The 18,537-nt window shown below is 65.1% G+C and carries 17 protein-coding genes; 11 read left to right on the top strand and 6 right to left on the bottom strand.

The window, feature by feature from the left end:
• Positions 1 to 6 precede the first annotated feature (6 nt).
• From mnmA to RMN73_RS08070, 5 genes are all read left to right on the top strand, one after another.
• A complete protein-coding gene (gene mnmA / locus RMN73_RS08090; protein ID WP_309602810.1) occupies positions 7 to 1,122 on the top strand; it encodes a tRNA 2-thiouridine(34) synthase MnmA in 1,116 nt (371 codons plus the stop codon).
• A gap of 111 nt (positions 1,123 to 1,233) precedes the next feature.
• Positions 1,234 to 2,157: an alpha-L-glutamate ligase gene (locus RMN73_RS08085; RefSeq protein WP_309602809.1), complete on the top strand. Its 924-nt coding sequence runs from the start codon at positions 1,234 to 1,236 to the stop codon at positions 2,155 to 2,157.
• On the top strand, positions 2,154 to 3,194 hold the full coding sequence (locus RMN73_RS08080; RefSeq protein ID WP_309602808.1) for an LLM class flavin-dependent oxidoreductase: 1,041 nt from the start codon (positions 2,154 to 2,156) through the stop codon (positions 3,192 to 3,194). Before RMN73_RS08085 ends, RMN73_RS08080 begins: the two co-directional genes overlap by 4 nt.
• A 41-nt stretch (positions 3,195 to 3,235) precedes the next feature.
• Entirely contained in the window at positions 3,236 to 3,721 is a 486-nt protein-coding gene (locus RMN73_RS08075) for an FKBP-type peptidyl-prolyl cis-trans isomerase (RefSeq protein WP_309602807.1), read from the top strand.
• A 9-nt stretch (positions 3,722 to 3,730) separates the two neighbouring features.
• A complete protein-coding gene (locus RMN73_RS08070; protein ID WP_309602806.1) occupies positions 3,731 to 4,564 on the top strand; it encodes a PhzF family phenazine biosynthesis protein in 834 nt (277 codons plus the stop codon).
• On the opposite strand, the gene RMN73_RS08065 is transcribed toward RMN73_RS08070, so the two are convergent.
• A complete protein-coding gene (locus tag RMN73_RS08065) occupies positions 4,561 to 5,496 on the bottom strand; it encodes a cation diffusion facilitator family transporter (RefSeq protein ID WP_309602805.1) in 936 nt (311 codons plus the stop codon). The genes RMN73_RS08070 and RMN73_RS08065 overlap by 4 nt on opposite strands.
• Positions 5,493 to 6,071 carry a pyridoxamine 5'-phosphate oxidase gene (gene pdxH / locus RMN73_RS08060; protein ID WP_309602804.1) on the bottom strand — a complete coding sequence of 193 codons (579 nt, stop codon included), beginning with the start codon at positions 6,069 to 6,071 and terminating at the stop codon, positions 5,493 to 5,495. The genes RMN73_RS08065 and pdxH overlap by 4 nt, the downstream gene beginning before the upstream one ends.
• 65 nt (positions 6,072 to 6,136) lie before the next feature.
• On the opposite strand from pdxH, the gene RMN73_RS08055 reads away from it, so the two are divergent.
• From RMN73_RS08055 to RMN73_RS08040, 4 genes are read left to right on the top strand one after another with little or no spacing between them, the layout of a single operon-like run.
• Entirely contained in the window at positions 6,137 to 7,078 is a 942-nt protein-coding gene (locus RMN73_RS08055; RefSeq protein WP_309602803.1) for a DnaJ C-terminal domain-containing protein, read from the top strand.
• Entirely contained in the window at positions 7,078 to 8,103 is a 1,026-nt protein-coding gene (locus tag RMN73_RS08050; RefSeq protein ID WP_309602802.1) for a YihY/virulence factor BrkB family protein, read from the top strand. The genes RMN73_RS08055 and RMN73_RS08050 overlap by 1 nt, the downstream gene beginning before the upstream one ends.
• Positions 8,100 to 8,903 carry an enoyl-ACP reductase FabI gene (fabI, locus tag RMN73_RS08045; protein ID WP_309602801.1) on the top strand — a complete coding sequence of 268 codons (804 nt, stop codon included), beginning with the start codon at positions 8,100 to 8,102 and terminating at the stop codon, positions 8,901 to 8,903. The genes RMN73_RS08050 and fabI overlap by 4 nt, the downstream gene beginning before the upstream one ends.
• A gap of 2 nt (positions 8,904 to 8,905) precedes the next feature.
• A complete protein-coding gene (locus RMN73_RS08040; RefSeq protein WP_309602800.1) occupies positions 8,906 to 9,424 on the top strand; it encodes a hypothetical protein in 519 nt (172 codons plus the stop codon).
• On the opposite strand, the gene RMN73_RS08035 is transcribed toward RMN73_RS08040, so the two are convergent.
• Together RMN73_RS08035 and RMN73_RS08030 are read right to left on the bottom strand one after the other, a co-directional pair.
• Positions 9,421 to 11,853: a DUF305 domain-containing protein gene (locus tag RMN73_RS08035; RefSeq protein WP_309602799.1), complete on the bottom strand. Its 2,433-nt coding sequence runs from the start codon at positions 11,851 to 11,853 to the stop codon at positions 9,421 to 9,423. The two genes, RMN73_RS08040 and RMN73_RS08035, sit on opposite strands and share 4 nt — an antisense overlap.
• A gap of 61 nt (positions 11,854 to 11,914) precedes the next feature.
• Complete coding sequence (locus tag RMN73_RS08030; RefSeq protein ID WP_309602798.1) at positions 11,915 to 13,204, bottom strand: adenylosuccinate synthase; 1,290 nt, start codon at positions 13,202 to 13,204, stop codon at positions 11,915 to 11,917.
• 86 nt (positions 13,205 to 13,290) lie between these two features.
• Here RMN73_RS08030 and RMN73_RS08025 point away from each other — a divergent pair, with 86 nt between their 5' ends.
• The gene (locus RMN73_RS08025) at positions 13,291 to 14,286 is read left to right on the top strand and encodes an alpha/beta hydrolase (RefSeq protein WP_309602797.1); all 996 of its coding nucleotides are present in this window, start codon (positions 13,291 to 13,293) and stop codon (positions 14,284 to 14,286) included.
• On the opposite strand, the gene serA is transcribed toward RMN73_RS08025, so the two are convergent.
• Both serA and RMN73_RS08015 read right to left on the bottom strand, forming a co-directional pair.
• Positions 14,283 to 15,860 carry a phosphoglycerate dehydrogenase gene (serA, locus tag RMN73_RS08020; RefSeq protein WP_309602796.1) on the bottom strand — a complete coding sequence of 526 codons (1,578 nt, stop codon included), beginning with the start codon at positions 15,858 to 15,860 and terminating at the stop codon, positions 14,283 to 14,285. The two genes, RMN73_RS08025 and serA, sit on opposite strands and share 4 nt — an antisense overlap.
• Before the next feature lie 84 nt (positions 15,861 to 15,944).
• A complete protein-coding gene (locus RMN73_RS08015; RefSeq protein ID WP_309602795.1) occupies positions 15,945 to 17,063 on the bottom strand; it encodes a phosphoserine transaminase in 1,119 nt (372 codons plus the stop codon).
• A 273-nt stretch (positions 17,064 to 17,336) separates the two neighbouring features.
• On the opposite strand from RMN73_RS08015, the gene RMN73_RS08010 reads away from it, so the two are divergent.
• Positions 17,337 to 18,509 (top strand): serine hydrolase domain-containing protein, encoded by a 1,173-nt coding sequence (locus RMN73_RS08010; protein ID WP_309602794.1) that lies wholly within the window; start codon positions 17,337 to 17,339, stop codon positions 18,507 to 18,509.
• Positions 18,510 to 18,537 lie beyond the last annotated feature (28 nt).

Below are 18,537 nucleotides of genomic sequence, written 5' to 3'. Positions count from 1 at the left end.
CAAATCATGTCCTCCATTTTCGACCTTGTTCGCCCCGCCGGCGACACCCGGATCGTCGTCGCCATGTCCGGCGGGGTCGATTCGTCGGTTGTCGCGGCGATGGCAGCGCGCAGCGGCGCGGAGGTGATCGGGGTCACGCTCCAGCTGTACGATCATGGCGAAGCGGTGAAGCGCACCGGCTCCTGTTGCGCGGGACAGGACATTTACGATGCCAAGACCGTCTGCGACCGGCTGGGGGTCGCGCATTATGTGCTCGATTATGAAAGCCGCTTCCGCACCGGGGTGATCGACAAGTTCGCCGACGAATATGCCGCCGGGCGCACCCCGGTGCCGTGCAGTCTGTGCAACCAAGGCGTAAAATTCGTCGATCTGGTGGCGTTCGCGCGGGAGCTTGGGGCGGACTGCCTCGCCACCGGCCATTATGTCCGCCGCGTGGTGGGCGCGGACGGCAAGCCGCAATTGTGGAAGGGCCGCGACCCGGCGCGCGACCAGAGCTATTTCCTCTACGGCACCTCGGCCGACCAGCTCGATTACCTCCGCTTCCCGTTGGGCGACATGCCCAAGAGCGAAGTCCGCAAGCTGGCCGAGGCCGAAGGGCTGGTGGTCGCCAACAAGCCCGACAGCCAGGACATCTGTTTCGTCCCCGACGGCGATTACGCCACTTTGGTCAAGAAGCTCCGCCCCGAAACCGCCGCGCCGGGCGAGATCGTCGACTTGAACGGCGAATTGCTCGGCCGGCATGAAGGCGTGGTCCATTTCACCATCGGCCAGCGCCGGGGGATCGACATCGGCGGTCAGGCCCAGCCGCTGTACGTGGTGCGGATCGAGCCCGACACGCGGCGGCTGGTGGTCGGCCCGCGCCGCGCGCTGGCGGTGGCATCGGCTGAGGTCGAAGGGCTCAACTGGCTGGCCGAGGATCAGATCGCGGTCGAGGCCAAGGTCCGCAGTCTCGCCCGTCCGGTCCCGGCGCGGTGGGAAGACGGCACATTGACCTTCGCCATGCCCGAATATGGAGTTGCGCCGGGCCAGTCGGCGGTATTCTACGACGGCGAGCGATTGCTCGGCGGCGGGACGATCGCGACGACGCAAGCGGCAGCAATGGACGAGGCGGTCGCGGCGTAACGCAGCTCGAGTCCGGCAGCGGTTTCGTAACCTATTGCCGGTTTGCTGCGAACCATGCCTTGCGGACGGTCGTTGTCAGTCCCAAGTGCCAAATGAACTTTGTCGGGGAAAATGATGACCGCGTCGCTGGCCATTTTGTACGAGCATCCCGCGTGGTTCGAGCCGTTGTTTGCCGCGCTCGACCGGCGCGGGGTGGATTTTGTGAAGGTCCATAGCAGCGATCATCGGTTCGATCCGGCGGGGTCGCCGCCGCCGGCGCCGTTGATCTTCAACCGGGTGGCGATGTCGTCATTCCTGCGCGATGCGGATCATTCGATCTTCTACACCATGGCGCTGCTCGATCATTGGCGAGGCGCGGGAGCGCGGGTCATCAACGGGCCCGAGGCGATGGCGATCGACGCATCGAAAGCGCGGCAATTGTCGCTGATCGAGCGGCTCGGATTTGCCACGCCGCGCACCCGCGCCGTCCACCGCGCGCGCGATGTTGTGGCGGCGGCGCAGGAAATTGGCTTCCCGTTGCTGGTCAAGGCCAATGTCGGCGGATCGGGCGCGGGGATCACGCGCTTCTCGTCGCTCGCCGAGCTCGAGGCTGCGGCAGCTGACACGATGCTCCCGACCAGCATCGACAACGTCCTCTTGGTCCAGGCTTATGCCACCGCGCGCGGCGGCAAGATCACACGGGTCGAGACGCTGGCGGGGAAATTTCTCTACGCGATCGACATCAATGTTGATGACAGCGGGTTCGACCTGTGCCCGGCCGATGCGTGCCAAATCCCCGGGCGGTCGCTGACGATGACCTCGGTGACTCCGCCCGCTGAGCAAATCGCCGCTGCCGAGGCGATTGTCCAGGCGGCAGGAATCGACATCGGCGGGGTCGAATATGTGATTGACGATGCCGACGGCATGGCACGTTTTTACGACATCAACGGCCTGTCCAACTTCGTCGCCAAGCCGCTCGACGTGCTCGGCTGGGACCCGCACGAGCGGCTGGTCGATCATCTCGAGACGCTGATCCGACAAAAGGAAATCGCATGAGGTTCGGTTACTGGATGCCGGTATTCGGCGGTTGGCTACGCAACATCGACGATGAAGGGATGGAAGCGAGTTGGGACTATGTCCGCCGCCTGACCCAACGCAGTGAGCAGACCGGCTGGGACTTGAGCCTGATTGCCGAACTCAATCTCAACGACATTAAGGGTATCGACCAACCCGCGCTCGACGCCTGGTCGACCGCCGCCGCGCTGGCGGCCGTGACCGAATCGATCGAGCTAATGGTCGCAGTGCGGCCCAATTTTCACCAGCCGGCCCTGTTCGCCAAGGCGGCGGCGAATATCGACAATATCGCCGGCGGGCGGCTCGCGCTTAACGTGGTGTCGAGCTGGTGGGCCGACGAAGCGACCCAATACGGGCTGACGTTCGACGCCCATGACGATCGCTATGCGCGGACCAGCGAATGGCTGCAGGTGGTCGACGGGCTGTGGAACAAGGACCGCTTCAGCTTCGACGGCGAGCGCTACACACTCAAGGATGCGATTTGCGAACCCAAGCCGGTGGCACGCCCGCGCCCGACCATCTATGCCGGGGGCGAGAGCGAGGCGGCGAAACAGCTGATCGTCACCCAATGCGACGCTTATGTGATGCACGGTGACAGTGTCGCGGCGATCGGCCCCAAGATCGCCAACATGGCGGCGCGGCGGGCGGCGACCGGGCTGGGGCCGATGCAATACGGGATGGCCGCCTATGCCATCGTCCGCGATACCGAGGAGGAAGCGCTGGCCGAGCAGGCGCGGATCACCGCGATGCCGGCGGTGCCGCCCAAGGGCTATGACAATTTCGAGCAATGGCTGTCGGGCACCCAGCTTGAGCGCGAGATCAAGCTGCGCGATTATTCGGTCAGCAATCGCGGGCTGATGCCGGGGCTGGTCGGAACCCCGGCGCAGGTGCGCGAGCGGATCGAGGCCTATGAGGCGGCGGGGCTGACCTTGCTGCTGCTCCAGATGAGCCCGCAGGCCGAGGAAATGGATCGCTTCGCCGAACAGGTCATCACGCCCATGAATGCAGCGCGGGGCTAGGGGCGCTTCCCTTCGTCGCCGTCTTCGCTAAACAGCCGCGCATGAACAAACTTGCTTTCGCCGTCATCGGCCTGTCGCTCCTGTCCGCCTGCGCCACCACCCCGCCGCTTCCCCCCGCTCCGCCGGTCACTGCGCCGGGGGCGGATTTCCTGGTTCGCAACGGGGTCGCCAAGGGGGTGGTGACGACCGCCTCAGGCCTGCAATATTTCATCGTCAAATCGGGACCGGTGACCGGCGCGATGCCGGTTGCTGGCAGCGAGGTGACGTTCGATTATGAAGGCAAGCTCACCACCGGCGAGACGTTCGACAGCAGCTTTGCCCGCGGCGTACCGCTATCGGGCGATGTCGACGGCTTTGTTCCCGGGTTTGCCGAGGCGTTGAAGCTGATGCGGCCGGGCGACGAGTGGGTCGTGTGGATCCCGCCCGCGTTGGGTTATGGCGCGGAAGCGTCGGGGCCGATCCCGGCCAACAGCGTGCTCCGCTTCCGGTTGGCGCTGCACAAGGTTGCGCCGGCGGTGGCAGGCTGACGCGCCGCAATGGCTGATTTCTGTCTGGTCGACGTGTTCGGGACGGGGCGCTTTTCGGGCAACCCGCTGCCGGTGCTGTTCGATGCCGACGACCTGTCCGATGCCGAGATGCAGCGAATCACGCGCTGGTTCGGATTTTCCGAAACCGCCTTCCTGGTCACGCCGACCGAGGAGGCAGCCGATTATCGGGTGCGGATCTTCACGCTCGATCGGGAGCTGCCGTTTGCGGGACATCCGACGCTGGGCGCATGCCATGCGTGGCGCTCGCATGGCGGCACGGCGAAGGGCGGCACCATTGTCCAGCAATGCGGCGCTGGGCTGATCGAAATTCGCACGACGGAGGGCACACTGGCATTCGCCGCGCCCCCGTTGATCCGCAGCGGCCCGGTCGACGAGGCCGAGGTGGTGGAGATCGCCACGTTTCTCGGCATCGAGCGCGGATCGATCGTTGATTCGCAATGGGTCGATAATGGGCCCGGCTGGGTCGCGGTGCTGCTCGCCAGTGCGGCGGACGCGTTGGCGATCAATCCGCCCGCCAGCGCCGCCAGACGGTTCGAGGTCGGCGTGGTCGGGCCGCATTCGTCAGGAGGCGCGGCTTATGAAGTGCGGTCGCTGTTCAGCGACCATCGCGGCGCGATCATCGAGGATCCGATCACCGGCAGCCTCAATGCGTCGCTGGCGCAGTGGCTGATCGCAAGCGGTCGATTCACCCCGCCTTATGTTGCGCGGCAGGGGACCGCTTTGGGCCGCGACGGGCGGATCATGATCGACTGTGACGACGCAGGGCAAATCTGGATCGGCGGGCAAACGATGACGATCGCGTCGGGGACCGTCGAAATCTAGATCCGCTCTGTCAGACTCGACGGAAGCATCGTCTCGCGGTCGGTGTGACCCTCGGGGTCGAGGTGGATCAATATTTCGGTGCCGGGGAAGCGATCCTGCAGCGCTTCCTCGACCGCATCCATCCGTTCATGCGCCGCCTCGACGGTCCAGTCGCCGGGCACCCAGACGTGGAACTGGACGAAATCATAGGCGCCGCTGGTGCGGGTTCGCAGATCGTGGAGACCGGCGAGCTCGGGATAATCGGCGGTTGCGGCAAGGAACGACTGGCGTTTGTCGGCCGGCCATTCCTTGTCCATCAGCTGATCGATCGAATGGCTCGCCGCGCGCCACGCACCGAACAATAGCCAGGCCGCAATCGCGATTCCGAACAAGGGATCGGCCATCCGCCAACCGAACCACTGGTCGAGCAAAAGCGCGATGATCACCGAGGCGTTGAGCAATAAGTCGGACTTGTAGTGGAGATGATCGGTCTGGATCGCGACCGAACCGGTCTGGCGGATGACGTGGCGCTGGTAAGCGAGCAGGGCGAAGGTCGCGGCGATGGCGATGATCGATACCGTCAGGCCAAGCTCGAGCCCCTCGGTCGCCGCCTTGCTGTTGAGCCGGTCGATGGCGCGCCACCCGATGGCGAGCGCGGAGATCGAGATAAGCACCACCTGGATCAAAGCTGCCAGCGCCTCCGCCTTGCTGTGGCCGAAGCGATGATCGTCATCGGCGGGCATCGCTGCCCAGCGCACCCCGACCAGGGTGACGATGCTGGCGATCAGGTCGAGCGCGGTGTCGGCGAGGCTGCCGAGCATCGCCACTGACCCAGTGTGCCACGCGGCGTAGCTTTTGAGCGCAACGAGAAAGACCGCCATCGTGATGCTGGCCAGCGCGGCGCGAGTGGTCAGGGTCGCGCGCGTTTTGGCGCGAGTAGCGAGATCGGTCACGGGTAGAGCATGCCTTCGCTCCAGCCCGCGCCGTCGCGGACAAACAAGCGGCGTTCGTGGAGGCGATGTGCGCGGTCGGCCCAGAATTCGATTCGGCCCGGGATCACCCGGAATCCCGACCAGCGCGGCGGGCGGGTGACCGGCTCATTCTCGAACCGCGCCTTCATTTCGTCGAACCGCGCTTCGAAGGTGGCGCGGTCGGCGAGCGGGCGCGACTGGTCCGACGCCCACGCCCCGAGCCGCGAATCGCGGCCGCGCGAGGCGAAGTAAATGTCGGCCTCTTCGTCGCTGACCGCTTCGACCGGGCCTTCGATCCGCACCTGGCGGCGCAGGCTCTTCCAGTGGAACAGCAAGGAAGCGTGAGGGTTGGCGGCGAGCTCATTGCCCTTGCGGCTGTCGAGGTTGGTGTAAAATACGAACCCGCGCTGATCATGCCCCTTTAAAAGCACCATCCGCACCGACGGTTTGCCATCGGCATCGGCGGTGGCGAGCGCCATGCCGTCGGGGTCGTTGGGCTCGCTCGCCTTGGCTTCGGCGAACCAGGCATCGAACAGGTTGATCGGATCGTCGCGCATCACGGGGCCGCTCTAGGCGTCCCGATGCTTGCCCTGCAAGGCACCCTGTTGCAGGAGGCGTCCCCATGGACCTTTATCAACGCCTGGGGATCAAGCGCGACGCGAGCGAAGCGGAGGTCAAGAAGGCCTATCGAAGCCTCGCCAAGCAGCTCCACCCCGATCGAAACCAGGATAATCCCAAGGCCGGCGAGCGCTTCAACCAGGTGACTCAGGCGTATGACATATTGTCCGACAAGGACAAACGCGCGCGCTACGATCGCGGCGAGCTGGACGAGGAGGGCAATCCCAAATTCGGTGGCTTTGGCGGCGGGAGCGGTGGCGGCTTCGGTGGCGGCGGCGGGCGACCGCGCAGCGCGCCGGATGGTTTTCCCGGCGGGTTCGACGAAGCGGCGACTGCCGATCTCAGCGATTTGTTCGAAGGCCTGTTCAGCGGCAGCCGGCGTGGAAATGCTGGCGGCGGCTTCGGCAACCGGGCGCGCCCTCCGCAAAAGGGCGGCGACATTGCCTATCGATTGAAGGTGCCGTTCCTCGACGCGGCAATTCTTAGCCCGCAACGGGTGACGCTAGCGGGGGGCAAGACGATTGACGTCAAGCTTCCCAACGGGGTTGAGGAGGGGAGCAAGATTCGCCTTGCCGGTCAGGGGCAGCCGGGGCCGGGCGGCAAGGGCGACGCAATCATCGCGATCGAGATCGCAGCCCATCCGCACTTCACTCGCGAGGGCAAGGACATCCGCCTGTCGCTGCCGATCAGCCTCAAGGAGGCCGTCCTTGGCGCCAAAATCAAGGCACCGACCCCCGAAGGCGCGGTGATGCTGACCGTCCCCAAGGGCGCATCGTCGGGCAAGGTTCTCCGGCTGAAAGGGCGGGGCTTCACCGACAAAACGGGCAAACGCGGCGATTTGCTGGTCACGCTGGCGATCGACATTCCGGCCGATGACACGGCGCTCGAGGAGTTTGCGAAGCAGTGGGACGGCGGCGGCAACCCGCGCGCCCCGCTCGGCGTCTGATGCAAGACCAGCACGCTTTATCGCCCGAAGGCCGGCGCAAGCGGCAAGCGGCTGAAACCGCCGCTTATGGCCCGCAAGTGGCCGAAGCGATCAAGGCCCCGCCGACCCCGTGGGAGATCACCAAGCGAGTGTCGATCGGGGTTTATAATGACGGCTTCATCCACGCCGGCAATCTCGCCTTCTTGTCGATCCTTGCGCTATTTCCATTCTTCATCCTGGCCACAGCCGTGGCGCAATTGCTCGGCCAGGGGGCGGACGGACAGAAGACCGTCGCCACCGTCCTCGCCAAATTGCCGCCGCAAGTCGCGAACGTCCTCGCCGGTCCGGTCAACGAAGTGCTGACGGTGCGCACGGGCACCTTGCTGTGGCTTGGCGCGATCGTCGGCCTGTGGACGGCGGCGAGCTTCATCGAGACGATCCGCGACATTTTGCGCCGCGCTTATGGCGTGACCTTCAGCGCGCCCTTCTGGACCTATCGCCTAAGCTCGATCGCGCTGATCCTGGCGGCGGTGCTGGTGCTGATGGCGGCGTTCGGCGCGAGCGTGGTGCTTAGCTCGGTCCAGCATGTGGTGGTCGAGCGAATTCCAGGGTGGAGCGGGGTCGCGACCCGGCTCGGCTTTTACCGGATCGCACCGGCGATCGCGTTGTTCGTGACCTTTTACTTCCTGTTCCTCGCGCTGACCCCGTCGCGGTACCGCAAGATCGGCTGCCGCAAATGGCCGGGCGCGCTAATGGTCACCGTGTGGTGGGTGCTGACGGCCGAATTGTTGCCGCTCGCGCTTGGCATGGTCGGTGGCTACGAGATTACCTACGGCAGCCTCGCCGGGGTGATGATCGCGCTGATCTTCTTTTTCATCATCGGGCTGGGGGTCGTCACCGGGGCCGAGCTTAACGCGGCGCTGGCGGATGCCGGGGGCCACGCGCTAAAAGGCGAGCATTATAGCGGGCCGTTCGTCAGGGAACTCGAAGTCGACGAGCCCGCGCCAGACGAAGAAGAACCAGAGTTGCAGGGGGTGCAGATATGACCGGAATCATGGCCGGAAAGCGCGGGCTGATCATGGGCTTGGCCAATGACAAGTCGCTGGCGTGGGGTATTTCCAAGCAGCTTGCAGGCGCGGGTGCGGAGCTTGCGTTCAGCTATCAGGGCGAGGCGCTGGGCAAGCGCGTTCATCCGCTGGCCGAGCAATTGGGCAGCAATTTCGTATTCGACTGCGACGTCAGCGACCCGGCCGCGCTTGATCAGGCGTTCGCCAATGTCGCGGAACGCTGGGACGGGATCGATTTTGTCGTCCACGCGATCGGCTTTTCCGACAAGAATGAACTTCGCGGCGGCTATGTCGACACCAGTCTCGACAATTTCCTGATGACGATGAACATCTCGGTCTACAGCTTCTGCGCCGTGGCCGCGCGGGCGAGGCGGATGATGAAGCCCGGCGGGTCGCTGCTGACGCTGAGCTATTACGGTGCCGAGAAAGTCATCCCGCATTACAATGTCATGGGCGTCGCCAAGGCCGCGCTCGAGACGTCGGTCAAATATCTCGCCGCCGATCTTGGTCCGGAGGGTCTGCGCGTCAACGCGATCAGCGCGGGCCCGATCAAGACGCTGGCAGCAAGCGGTATCGGCGACTTCCGCTACATCATGAAGTGGAACGAATATAACGCCCCGCTGCGCCGCAACGTGACAATCGAGGATGTCGGCGGGGCGGGGCTGTATTTGTGCAGCGACCTGGCAAGCGGCGTAACCGGCGAGATCCACCACGTCGACGCGGGCTATAATGTGGTCGGCATGAAAGCCGAAGACGCCCCGGACATTGCGACGGTCTGAGCGTGGCCAAACCGGCGGCGCGGCGGCTCCGCGACTTCGGTTCTTACGGTAATCTTGAGGCGCTCAATGCCTTGTTGTTGCCGGCGCTCGCCATTTATTACGGCTGGCCGACCGATCGCGGCGGCGTGATATTGCTGGCCGTTGCCAATGTTGCGCTGATTATCGGCCTGGTGATCGGTGCCTTTTATTGGTGGGGGGTCGCGGCGCGGCTCAAGCGCAACCGTCGGCCGATGGTGCGCGCGCTGCGCCTCGCCGATCTCGCCCAGCGCCCTATGCTGGTCGCGACGTTGGCCGCAATCGCGCTGTGCTTGTGGCAGATCGCCGCCGAAGGCATGACGTGGACCAATATCGTCGCAATCCTCCTGACGACCCTCGCCGCGCTCGAATATGTCAATTATTACCATGTCCAGTTGCAGTATTTCGACAATCGCGCGGACTTCACGAAGATGCGGCGCGGCGCGGGTTTTAAGCGCGCGCACATGGCGAGGGATCTGGCAGCGTTTCGGGCTGAGAAGCCTTAGTCCAACCGTCCCGCAATCGCCCGCAACACGTCGGCCAGCGCGTCGCGCCGTGCGGGGTCGTTGGGGGCGGCTTTCACCGCACCGGCCAGCGCGCGCAATTCGCCCGCCAGCGGCTTTACCTTGGCGCGCGCATCGAGCGGTGCCTGCGCCGCCGCAAGCGCTGCGCCAAGCTGCTGATCGAGCCCCGCGTCGAGCTGCCCCGCCCGCCGCAATTGATCCATATAGGCCCGCGCGACGACTGGCTCGGCGGGCCAGACAACCGGATATTGCTGCTGCGGGTTGAAAGTCTGGCCGGGGTTGGCGAGCGCCGCCGCCGCAATCTCGTTGGCGCTGAGCATCGCGCTCGGCTTCAACGCGAACACATCGATCCCGCGCGCAATCTCGGTCCCGTAAATCCGCCCGCGATAATAATAGGTCGACCAGTAACCGCCCAGCGTCGGGCGCTTGGCGTCGATCGGGCCACGGTCGAAGTAAGCGATTTCGCTCGGCGTGGCGCTATTGCTGAAATCGAACACCGACAGCCCGCCCTGATACCATGCCTGGACCATGATATCGCGCCCCGGCACCGGCACCATCGAGCCATTATGCGCGACGCAATTCTCCTGCTCGGACTGTGAGGCGGGCAATTTATACGTCCCCTTGCGCGCTAGCTTGCCGTTCTGGATGTCGTAAATCGCATCGGCTCCCCAGTCGCGCCGGTCATAGCTGCGGCAGCGCGGCCGCGATCCGCCGCCCCATTCGTCGGTGAACAGCACCTTGGTGCCGTCATTGTTGAAGGTCGCCGAATGCCAGTAGGCGAAGCCCGGATCGCTGACGACGTCGATGCGTTTGGGTTCGCGCGGGTTGGCGATGTCGAAGATGATGCCATTGCCCGAGCACGCCCCGGCGGCGAGCTTGCGGGTCGGGAAAACGGTGATGTCGTGGCACTGGTTGGTGACGCTGGTTTCCTGGCCTTCGTCGACCAGTTTGCCGCCCTTGCCCAAGCCCGCCATGCTGCCGCTTTGCTCGTCGGCGAACACCGCCGGGCTGGCGATGATCCGCGATTCGACGGGGTTGGCGACCGGGATTTCGATGATGTCGATGCGGAACAAGGCGGTGCGCGGATCGCCCGCGACATCGCCGATGCAACCCGGCAATTCCTCGGTCTTGCGCACGCCTGCGGTGCCTGAATTATAGACTAATATCCGGCCGTCGCCCTCCGGCCCCTTGACCACCGAATGGGTGTGACTGCCGCGACAGGTCTGGACCTGCCCGACCTGGCGCGGGCGCGCGATGTCCGAAATATCGAAAATGCGCAGGCCGCGGAAGCGATCTGGGGTGATGTCGCGCGCATTGCCCTGCAACCCGCAGTCGGTCCGCCCGCGGCCTTGTTCGACCGACATCAACAGCAGATTGCCGACCACCGACACGTCGCCCTGGCCGCCCGGGCACACCACCGAGCTGACCTGCACCGGGACCCCGTCAGTGCCGAGCCGATAGATGTTGAAGCCGTGATAATTGCCGACGAACAAGCGGTTGCCGTCGAACGCCATGTCGGTCTGGGCAAAGCTTAGCAACGGGTTGCGCTCGGACCATTCGGCATCCTTGGACTTGGCGTCGCCGGGGCGCGGATCGTCGCCCGGCTTGGCACCCTTCTTGGCCTTGGGCTTGGGCAAATCGGCCGGGTTGGCGGGGTCGAAGAAACCCGCCGGGCGCGGCAGCGAGGCGATCTTTTCGATGTTGAGGATCGCTTGGCCGGCATCGGCGAAGCCCGGCTTGAGGTCGCTTCGCGGGTCGGTCGAGAAGGTCGCGCGCAGCGTGTCCATCTTCTTGATTTCGGCGGTCTGTTCGTTGCTGACGTCGTTGCTGAACTGGTACAAGATCGGGTCGGCGGCGGTGCCGGGATGCTTGGTCAGCGCCTCGACCATGTCGACCGCGCCGCGATGGTGGGCGATCATCAGGTCGAGAAACTGGCGATCGAACGCGACCCCCTTGGCGGCGGCGAGCGCGGCCAGTTGCGCTGGTGTCGCCATGCCCTTCATCATCGGGCCCGAATGATCCATCGCATGGCCCGGCATCATCATCGCCGCATGGTCCGCCGCCGCCATCACCAGCGGCGCGCGGCGCTCGGTCAGCCAGTCGCGCATGAACTTCATCTCGTCCTTCTGCGATGCGGTGATTCGCCCGGCGATGGTCAGCACCATCGGATGATTGGTGCGCGACGGGGCCAGCGCCGACATCTCGACCGCCTGGTTATGATGGACGATCATCATCTGCATGAACTCGACGTCGGCGCCGATGAAACTGGTGTTGGCGATCCGCGCGGCTTCGGCCGGAGTGATGACCCTGACCGCCGCGCCGGGCGGCCCGGGCTGGATGATGCTGACCTGCGCCGCCGCTGGGGCGGCAAGGGCGATGACGGTAGTGAGAAATAGGCCGCGCTTGGTCATGAGGACTCCCCGGAAAATATTGCGGGAGCCTAGCCAGATCGGCGGGGATGGGAAGGGGGGTTCAGCCCGCGAACGGATCGCGCACCAAAATCGTATCCTCGCGATCGGGCGAGGTCGAAACCAGCGCTACTGGGCAGCGGATCAATTCCTCGATCCGGCGGACATATTTGATCGCCTGCGCGGGCAGGTCGGCCCAGCTGCGCGCGCCCGCCGTAGTGCCTTCCCAGCCGGGCATTTCCTCATAGATCGGCTCGACCGCGGCCTGGTCGGCGGCGTGCGGCGGAAGGTAGTCGTAGATCGTCTCGCCAATCCGGTAGCCGGTGCACATCTTCACCGTCTCGAACCCGTCGAGCACGTCGATCTTGGTCAGCGCGATCCCGGTGATTCCGCTGACCGCCGCCGACTGACGCACCAGCACCGCATCGAACCAGCCGCAGCGGCGCTTGCGCCCGGTGACGGTGCCGAATTCGCGGCCCCGCTCGCCCAGTCGCTGGCCGGTCTCGTCGTCGAGCTCGGTCGGGAAGGGGCCGCTGCCGACCCGCGTGGTGTAGGCCTTGACGATGCCGAGCACGAAGCCCGCCGATCCGGGACCGGTGCCGCTGCCAGCGCCAGTGGTCCCGGCAACGGTGTTGGACGAGGTGACGAACGGGTAAGTCCCATGATCGACGTCGAGCAGCACGCCCTGCGCACCCTCGAACAGGATCCTCCGCCCGCGCCGTCCGGCCTCGTCGAGGTCGCGCCACACTGGCCGCGCGAACGACAGCACGAAGTCGGCGATTTCCGACAGATCATTCTTGAGCCGCTGGCGGTCGACCGGGGGTTCGTTGAACCCGGCGCGGAGCGCATCATGGTGCGCGCAGAGGCGGTCGAGCAACGGGTCGATCTGGTCGAGATGCGCCAGGTCGCAGACGCGGATCGCGCGGCGGCCGACCTTGTCTTCATAGGCCGGGCCGATCCCGCGCCTCGTGGTGCCGATCTTTCCTGCGCCGCTGGCATCTTCGCGCAGCGCGTCGAGATCGCGGTGGATTGGCAGGATCAATGGGCAGGTCTCGGCGATCATCAACAGTTTGGGATTGATCTCGACCCCCTGGCCGCGCAATTTTTCGACTTCGGACTTGAGCGCCCACGGGTCGAGCACCACGCCATTGCCGATGATCAACGGCGTGCCGGTGACGATCCCCGACGGCAGCAGCGACAATTTGTAGACATTGTCGCCGACCACCAATGTGTGCCCGGCATTATGCCCGCCCTGGAAGCGGACCACCATGTCGGCTTTGGCGGCAAGCCAGTCGACGATCTTGCCCTTGCCCTCGTCGCCCCATTGCGCGCCGATGACGGTGACGTTGCCCAAGCGTAATTCCTTAACCCTAAGTGGTCAGCCGCGGTTCAGCGCGCCTCCTATTGAATGCGGACCTTAGCGTCCAGTGGAGAGGTCGGATGAGCAAATTGATTGCGAGCGCCGGGGTCGCGACCCTGCTGGCGGGGAGCATGGTGGTGGCGCAGCAGCGCGAACGCCTGCCTGCCGAATGCCGTCAGGAGATCGCCGAACTGTGTCGCGGCGCGGAGGGCGGTTTTCGCTCGTGCATCCGATCGGCCCTGCCCAAATTGAGCGACAATTGCCGCAAGGCGATCGGTGAGCGCGGGTCGTCGGCGCCGCCGCCAGCCGGGACTCGCGAACTGGCCTATGGCGCGGACCCGAAGCAGCGCCTCGACTTGCTGGTTCCCGCCAACGTCCCGCGCGCGCCCTTGCTGATGTTCGTCCACGGTGGCGGCTGGTCGATCGGCGACAAGCGCACCGGCGCGGGGGTCAAGGCCGCGCATTTTACCGCACAGGGCTGGGCCTTCGCCTCGGCCAATTACCGGCTGGTGCCGACCGCCACGGTTGAACAGCAAGCCGCCGACATCGCCAGCGCGATCGCTTTCGCTCGTGCGCATGCCGCCGAGCAGGGGCTCGACCCCGACCGGATCGTGCTGATGGGCCATAGCGCCGGAGCGCATCTTGTCGCCCTGGTCGGGACCGATCCGCGCTACCTCGCCGCCGCGGGCGTTCCCCAAAGCGTGGTCAAGGGCGTCATCCTGCTTGACGGTGCGGGCTACGACATTGCCGGTCAGATGGCGCGTCCGGGCAATCCCGTCGGGTTGATGTACGATGCCGCCTTCGGCAAGGATGTGGCGCGGCAGAAGGCATTGTCGCCAACCCTCCACGCCGCCGCGCCCAATGTCGCCAATTGGCTGATCCTGCCAATCGACCGGCGCGACGATTCGAAGGCGCAATCCGAAGGCCTCGCTGCGGCGCTGCGCCCGGCAGGGGCCGTGGCCGAGGTCGTGCGGGTGCCCGGGGAGAGCCACGGCAGCCTCAACAAGGGGCTCGGCGAAGCGGGCGATTTCGCCACCGGCGAAGTTGACAGATTTCTCGCCCAACTACCTCGCTAGAAGCGCAGCGGGACCACTTTCCGCACCCCGTCGAGCTCGCACAGGGTCTTGACCACCTCGGGGCCGATCAAGCCATCGACCGCGAGCAGCGCCGCGGCATCGTCGCGGGCCTTGCGGCGGCCGAGGTTAAAGGTCGCGATATTGATCCCGGCTTCGCCCAGCGCGGTACCGAGCTTGCCGATGAATCCGGGCGTGTCGGTGTTGACGATGTACAGCATCGCCCCGTCGAGTTCGGCCTCGATCTCGATCCCGAACAGTTCGACCAATCGCGGGCTGTTGTTGCCGAACAGGGTCCCGGCCACCCGCCGCACGCCCTTTGACGTGGTCGCCTCGACCGCTACCAGGGTCTGGTAATCGCCCTCGCGGTCATGGCGCACTTCGCGCACGTCGAGCCCGCGTTCCTTGGCCAGCACCGGCGCGTTGACCATGTTCACGGTCTGCGAATAAGTGCCCATCAGGCCGGCCAGGACGGCGCCTGTGATCGGCTTCTGGTTGAGCTGAGCGGCAGCACCCTCGACCTCGATCGCGACCGACTTGATGTCCTCGCCCAATATCTGCCCAACCAGCTTGCCGAGATTTTCGGCCAGCGCCATGTACGGCCTCAGCCGCGGCGCTTCCTCGGCGGTCAGGCTCGGCATGTTCATCGCATTGGTCACCCCGCCGAGCAGCAGGAAATCGCTCATCTGCTCGGCAACCTGGATCGCGACATTGACCTGCGCTTCGCTGGTCGATGCGCCAAGATGCGGGGTCGAAATGAAGTTGGGGGTGCCAAACAACGGCGACTCTTTGGCCGGCTCCGACGCGAATACATCGAGCGCCGCACCGCCGACCTGGCCGCTATCGAGCGCCGCCTTGAGTGCTGCCTCATCGATCAACCCGCCACGCGCGCAATTGACGATCCGGACACCCTTTTTGGTCTTGGCAATGTTTTCCGCTGACAAAATGTTGCGGGTCTGATCTGTCAGCGGCGTATGCAGCGTGATAAAGTCGGCGCGACGCAGCAGATCGTCGAGTTCGACCTTCTCGACCCCGATCTCGACGCTGCGTTCGGGCGACAGGAACGGGTCGAACGCGACCACCTTCATCTTCAGCCCGAGCGCCCGGCTGGCGACGATCGACCCGATATTCCCGGCCCCGATCAGGCCCAGAACCTTGCCGGTCACCTCGACCCCCATGAATCGGTTCTTCTCCCACTTGCCGGCCTGGGTCGATGCGTCGGCTTCGGGCAATTGGCGGGCGAGCGCGAAGATCAATGCAATGGCATGTTCGGCAGTGGTGATCGAATTACCGAACGGCGTGTTCATCACGACCACGCCGCGCTGCGTGGCGGCGGGGATATCGACATTGTCGACCCCGATGCCCGCGCGCCCGACGACCTTGAGGTTGGTCGCCGCGGCGAGGATCGCGGACGTGACCTTGGTCGAGCTACGAATCGCCAGCCCGTCATAATCGCCAATGATCGCGGCGAGTTCGTCGGGCGTATTGCCGGTGATCTCATCCACCTCAATGCCCCGCTCGCGGAAAATGGCGGCGGCGCGGGGGTCCATGGAGTCGGAGATGAGGACTTTGGTCATTGCAATGTTCCTTGGATGAATTGCGCTCCTGCACAGGCAGGAGCCTTGGCGGCCAGGGCTCCGGCATCCGCCGGAGCGCGCGATTTACGAAATGCGGCTCTCGGCAAATGCCCAATCAAGCCACGGCCCGAGTGCTGCGACATCGGCTGCATCGACCGTCGGCCCGCACCAGATCCGAAGCCCCGGCGGGGCATCGCGGTAGCCGGCGATGTCGTAGGCGACATCCTCGGCCTCGAGCAGGTTGACCATCCGCTTGATCCGGTCGGCATCGGCCCCGGCGAGCGTCAGGCACACGCTGGTGATCGAGCGGCTCGCGGGGTCGGCGGCGAGATAGCCGAGCCACTCGCGCCCCGCGACGATTGCATCGAGCGCAGCCGCATTGGCCTGTGCCCGCCCAATCATCGCATCGAGCCCGCCGATCGACTTGGCCCACTCCAACGCAAAAATCGCATCCTCGACGGCCAGCATCGACGGCGTATTGATCGTCTCGCCGGTGAAGATGCCCTCGATCAATTTGCCGCTTTTCACCATCCGGAACAGTTTGGGCAGCGGGCGGTCGGGGGCGTAATTCTCGAGCCGCTCGACCGCGCGCGGGCCAAGGATCAGCACCCCGTGCGCGCCTTCGCCGCCAAGCGCTTTCTGCCAACTGAAGGTCGCGACATCGATCTTCGCCCAGTCGATATCATAAGCGAACACCGCGCTGGTCGCGTCGGCGAAACTCAGGCCTGCGCGGTCGGCGGGGATCCAGTCGGCATCGGGCACGCGCACGCCCGAGGTCGTGCCGTTCCAGGTGAACAACACGTCGTCGTTCCAGTCGACGGCGCTCAGATCCGGGAGCGCGCCATAATCCGCGCGGATGATGGTCGGATCGAGCTTCAACTGCTTGGCCGCGTCGGTCACCCAGCCTTCGCCGAAGCTTTCCCACGCCATCGCCGTGACGCCGCGCTGCCCGAGCATCGCCCACATCGCCATTTCGAACGCGCCGGTGTCCGACCCGGCGACGATGCCGATGCGGTGGCTGTCGGGCAGGCCCAGGCCTTCGCGCATCAAATCGATGCAATAGTGCAGGCGCTTCTTGCCCAGCCCGCTGCGATGCGACCGGCCGAGCAATTGGGTGTCGAGTTTTTCAGGAGCCCACCCCGGCGGCTTGGCGCAGGGTCCGGACGAGAAATAGGGGCGCTGAGGGCGCAATTCAGGTTTCATTATCTTCTCTCTCCTCACAGAGAGCGCGCGCCGCGTTGGGACGGCGTGGCCCGCCGCCGCCAATAGCGCAAAGCAGGTGGCACGCAAGCCGGCGTGAAATTTTCGTGGGGACGATCGCGTCGCGCATTGACCCTTGCTCCACGGCCATGGAATAGGGGGGCTTGACCGCATTTTGGGGAAGGCCGAGCTGAATCCGCACTGGAGGGATGCGCTGCTTGAGGCGTCATTCGTCCGATGCCACGGCAAGTATCCGGCCTGAATCGGGAGACGATCATGAAGCTTGCAATCCACGGCGCGGCCGCACTGCTGTCGCTGTCCGCCTGCACCACGCCTTCGGGTCGGTTGTCGGCTGCGGCACCGGTGCCAACTGCTGCGGTGATCGACGCCACCGTCGCGCATGCAATGGCGTCTACCGGTGCCAAGGGGCTCGCACTGGCGGTGATCGACGATGGCCGGCCGGTCTATGTAAAAAGCTTCGGGATCCGCAATCCGAAGGGCGATCCGTTGCGCACCGACACGATCATGTACGGTGCGTCGCTGACCAAGGCGCTGTTCGCCTTCATCGTGATGCAATTGGTCGATGAGGGAAAGCTTAATCTCGACACGCCGATCGAGCGCTACCTGGCCAACCCCTTGCCAGCCTATTCCGAGCCGGACGTAGAGGACCGCTATGCCCGCTGGAGCGACCTGGCCGGCGATGATCGGTGGCGCAAGCTGACCCCGCGGATCCTGCTGACCCACAGTCCGGGTTTCGCCAATTTCGGATTCCTCGAGCCCGACGGCAAGCTCCGTTTTCATTTCGATCCGGGCGCGCGTTACGCTTATTCGGGTGACGGCATCATCCTCCTCCAGTTCGTAATCGAGCGTGGCCTCGGCCTTGATTTAGGCCGCGAGATGCAGCGCCGGATTTTCGACCGCTTTGGGATGGCCAACACCAGCATGATCTGGCGGCCCGACTTTCGCGCCAATCTGGCCGATGGCTGGGACATGCAGGGCAAGGTCGAACCGCATGACGAACGCAGTGCGGTGCGGGCGGCCGGTTCGATGGATACCAGCATCGCCGATTTCGCCCGCTTCGCCGCCGCCTTTGCACGCGGCGAGGGGCTCACCGCTCGCTCGCGGGCGGAGATCACCCGCGGCCAGCTTCCGATCACGACCCGAACCCAGTTCCCGACGTTGCAGCCCGAATTGCCATCCGCCGAGCGCCGGCCGGACCTCGCGGCGGGCCTCGGCGTGATCACATTCACCGGACCCCAAGGACCCGGGTTCGAGAAGGGGGGCCACAACGACGTCACTGGCAATTCATGGGTCTGCGTCGAACGTCGCCGAAGCTGTGTCGTCCTGCTGTCCAACGACGTCCGGGCGGAGGCGGCCTTCCCCGACATCGTCCGCGCCATCCTGGGCGAAACCGGCGCGCCTTATGCATGGACCAAAAGCCTGCCCTGAATACCAGCTTTTAGTGGGTACATTTGCT

It is taken from the genome of Sphingomonas sp. (genome assembly GCF_031372575.1).
GTDB lineage: Bacteria > Pseudomonadota > Alphaproteobacteria > Sphingomonadales > Sphingomonadaceae > Sphingomicrobium.
This window is presented reverse-complemented; position numbering and strand designations above follow the sequence as displayed.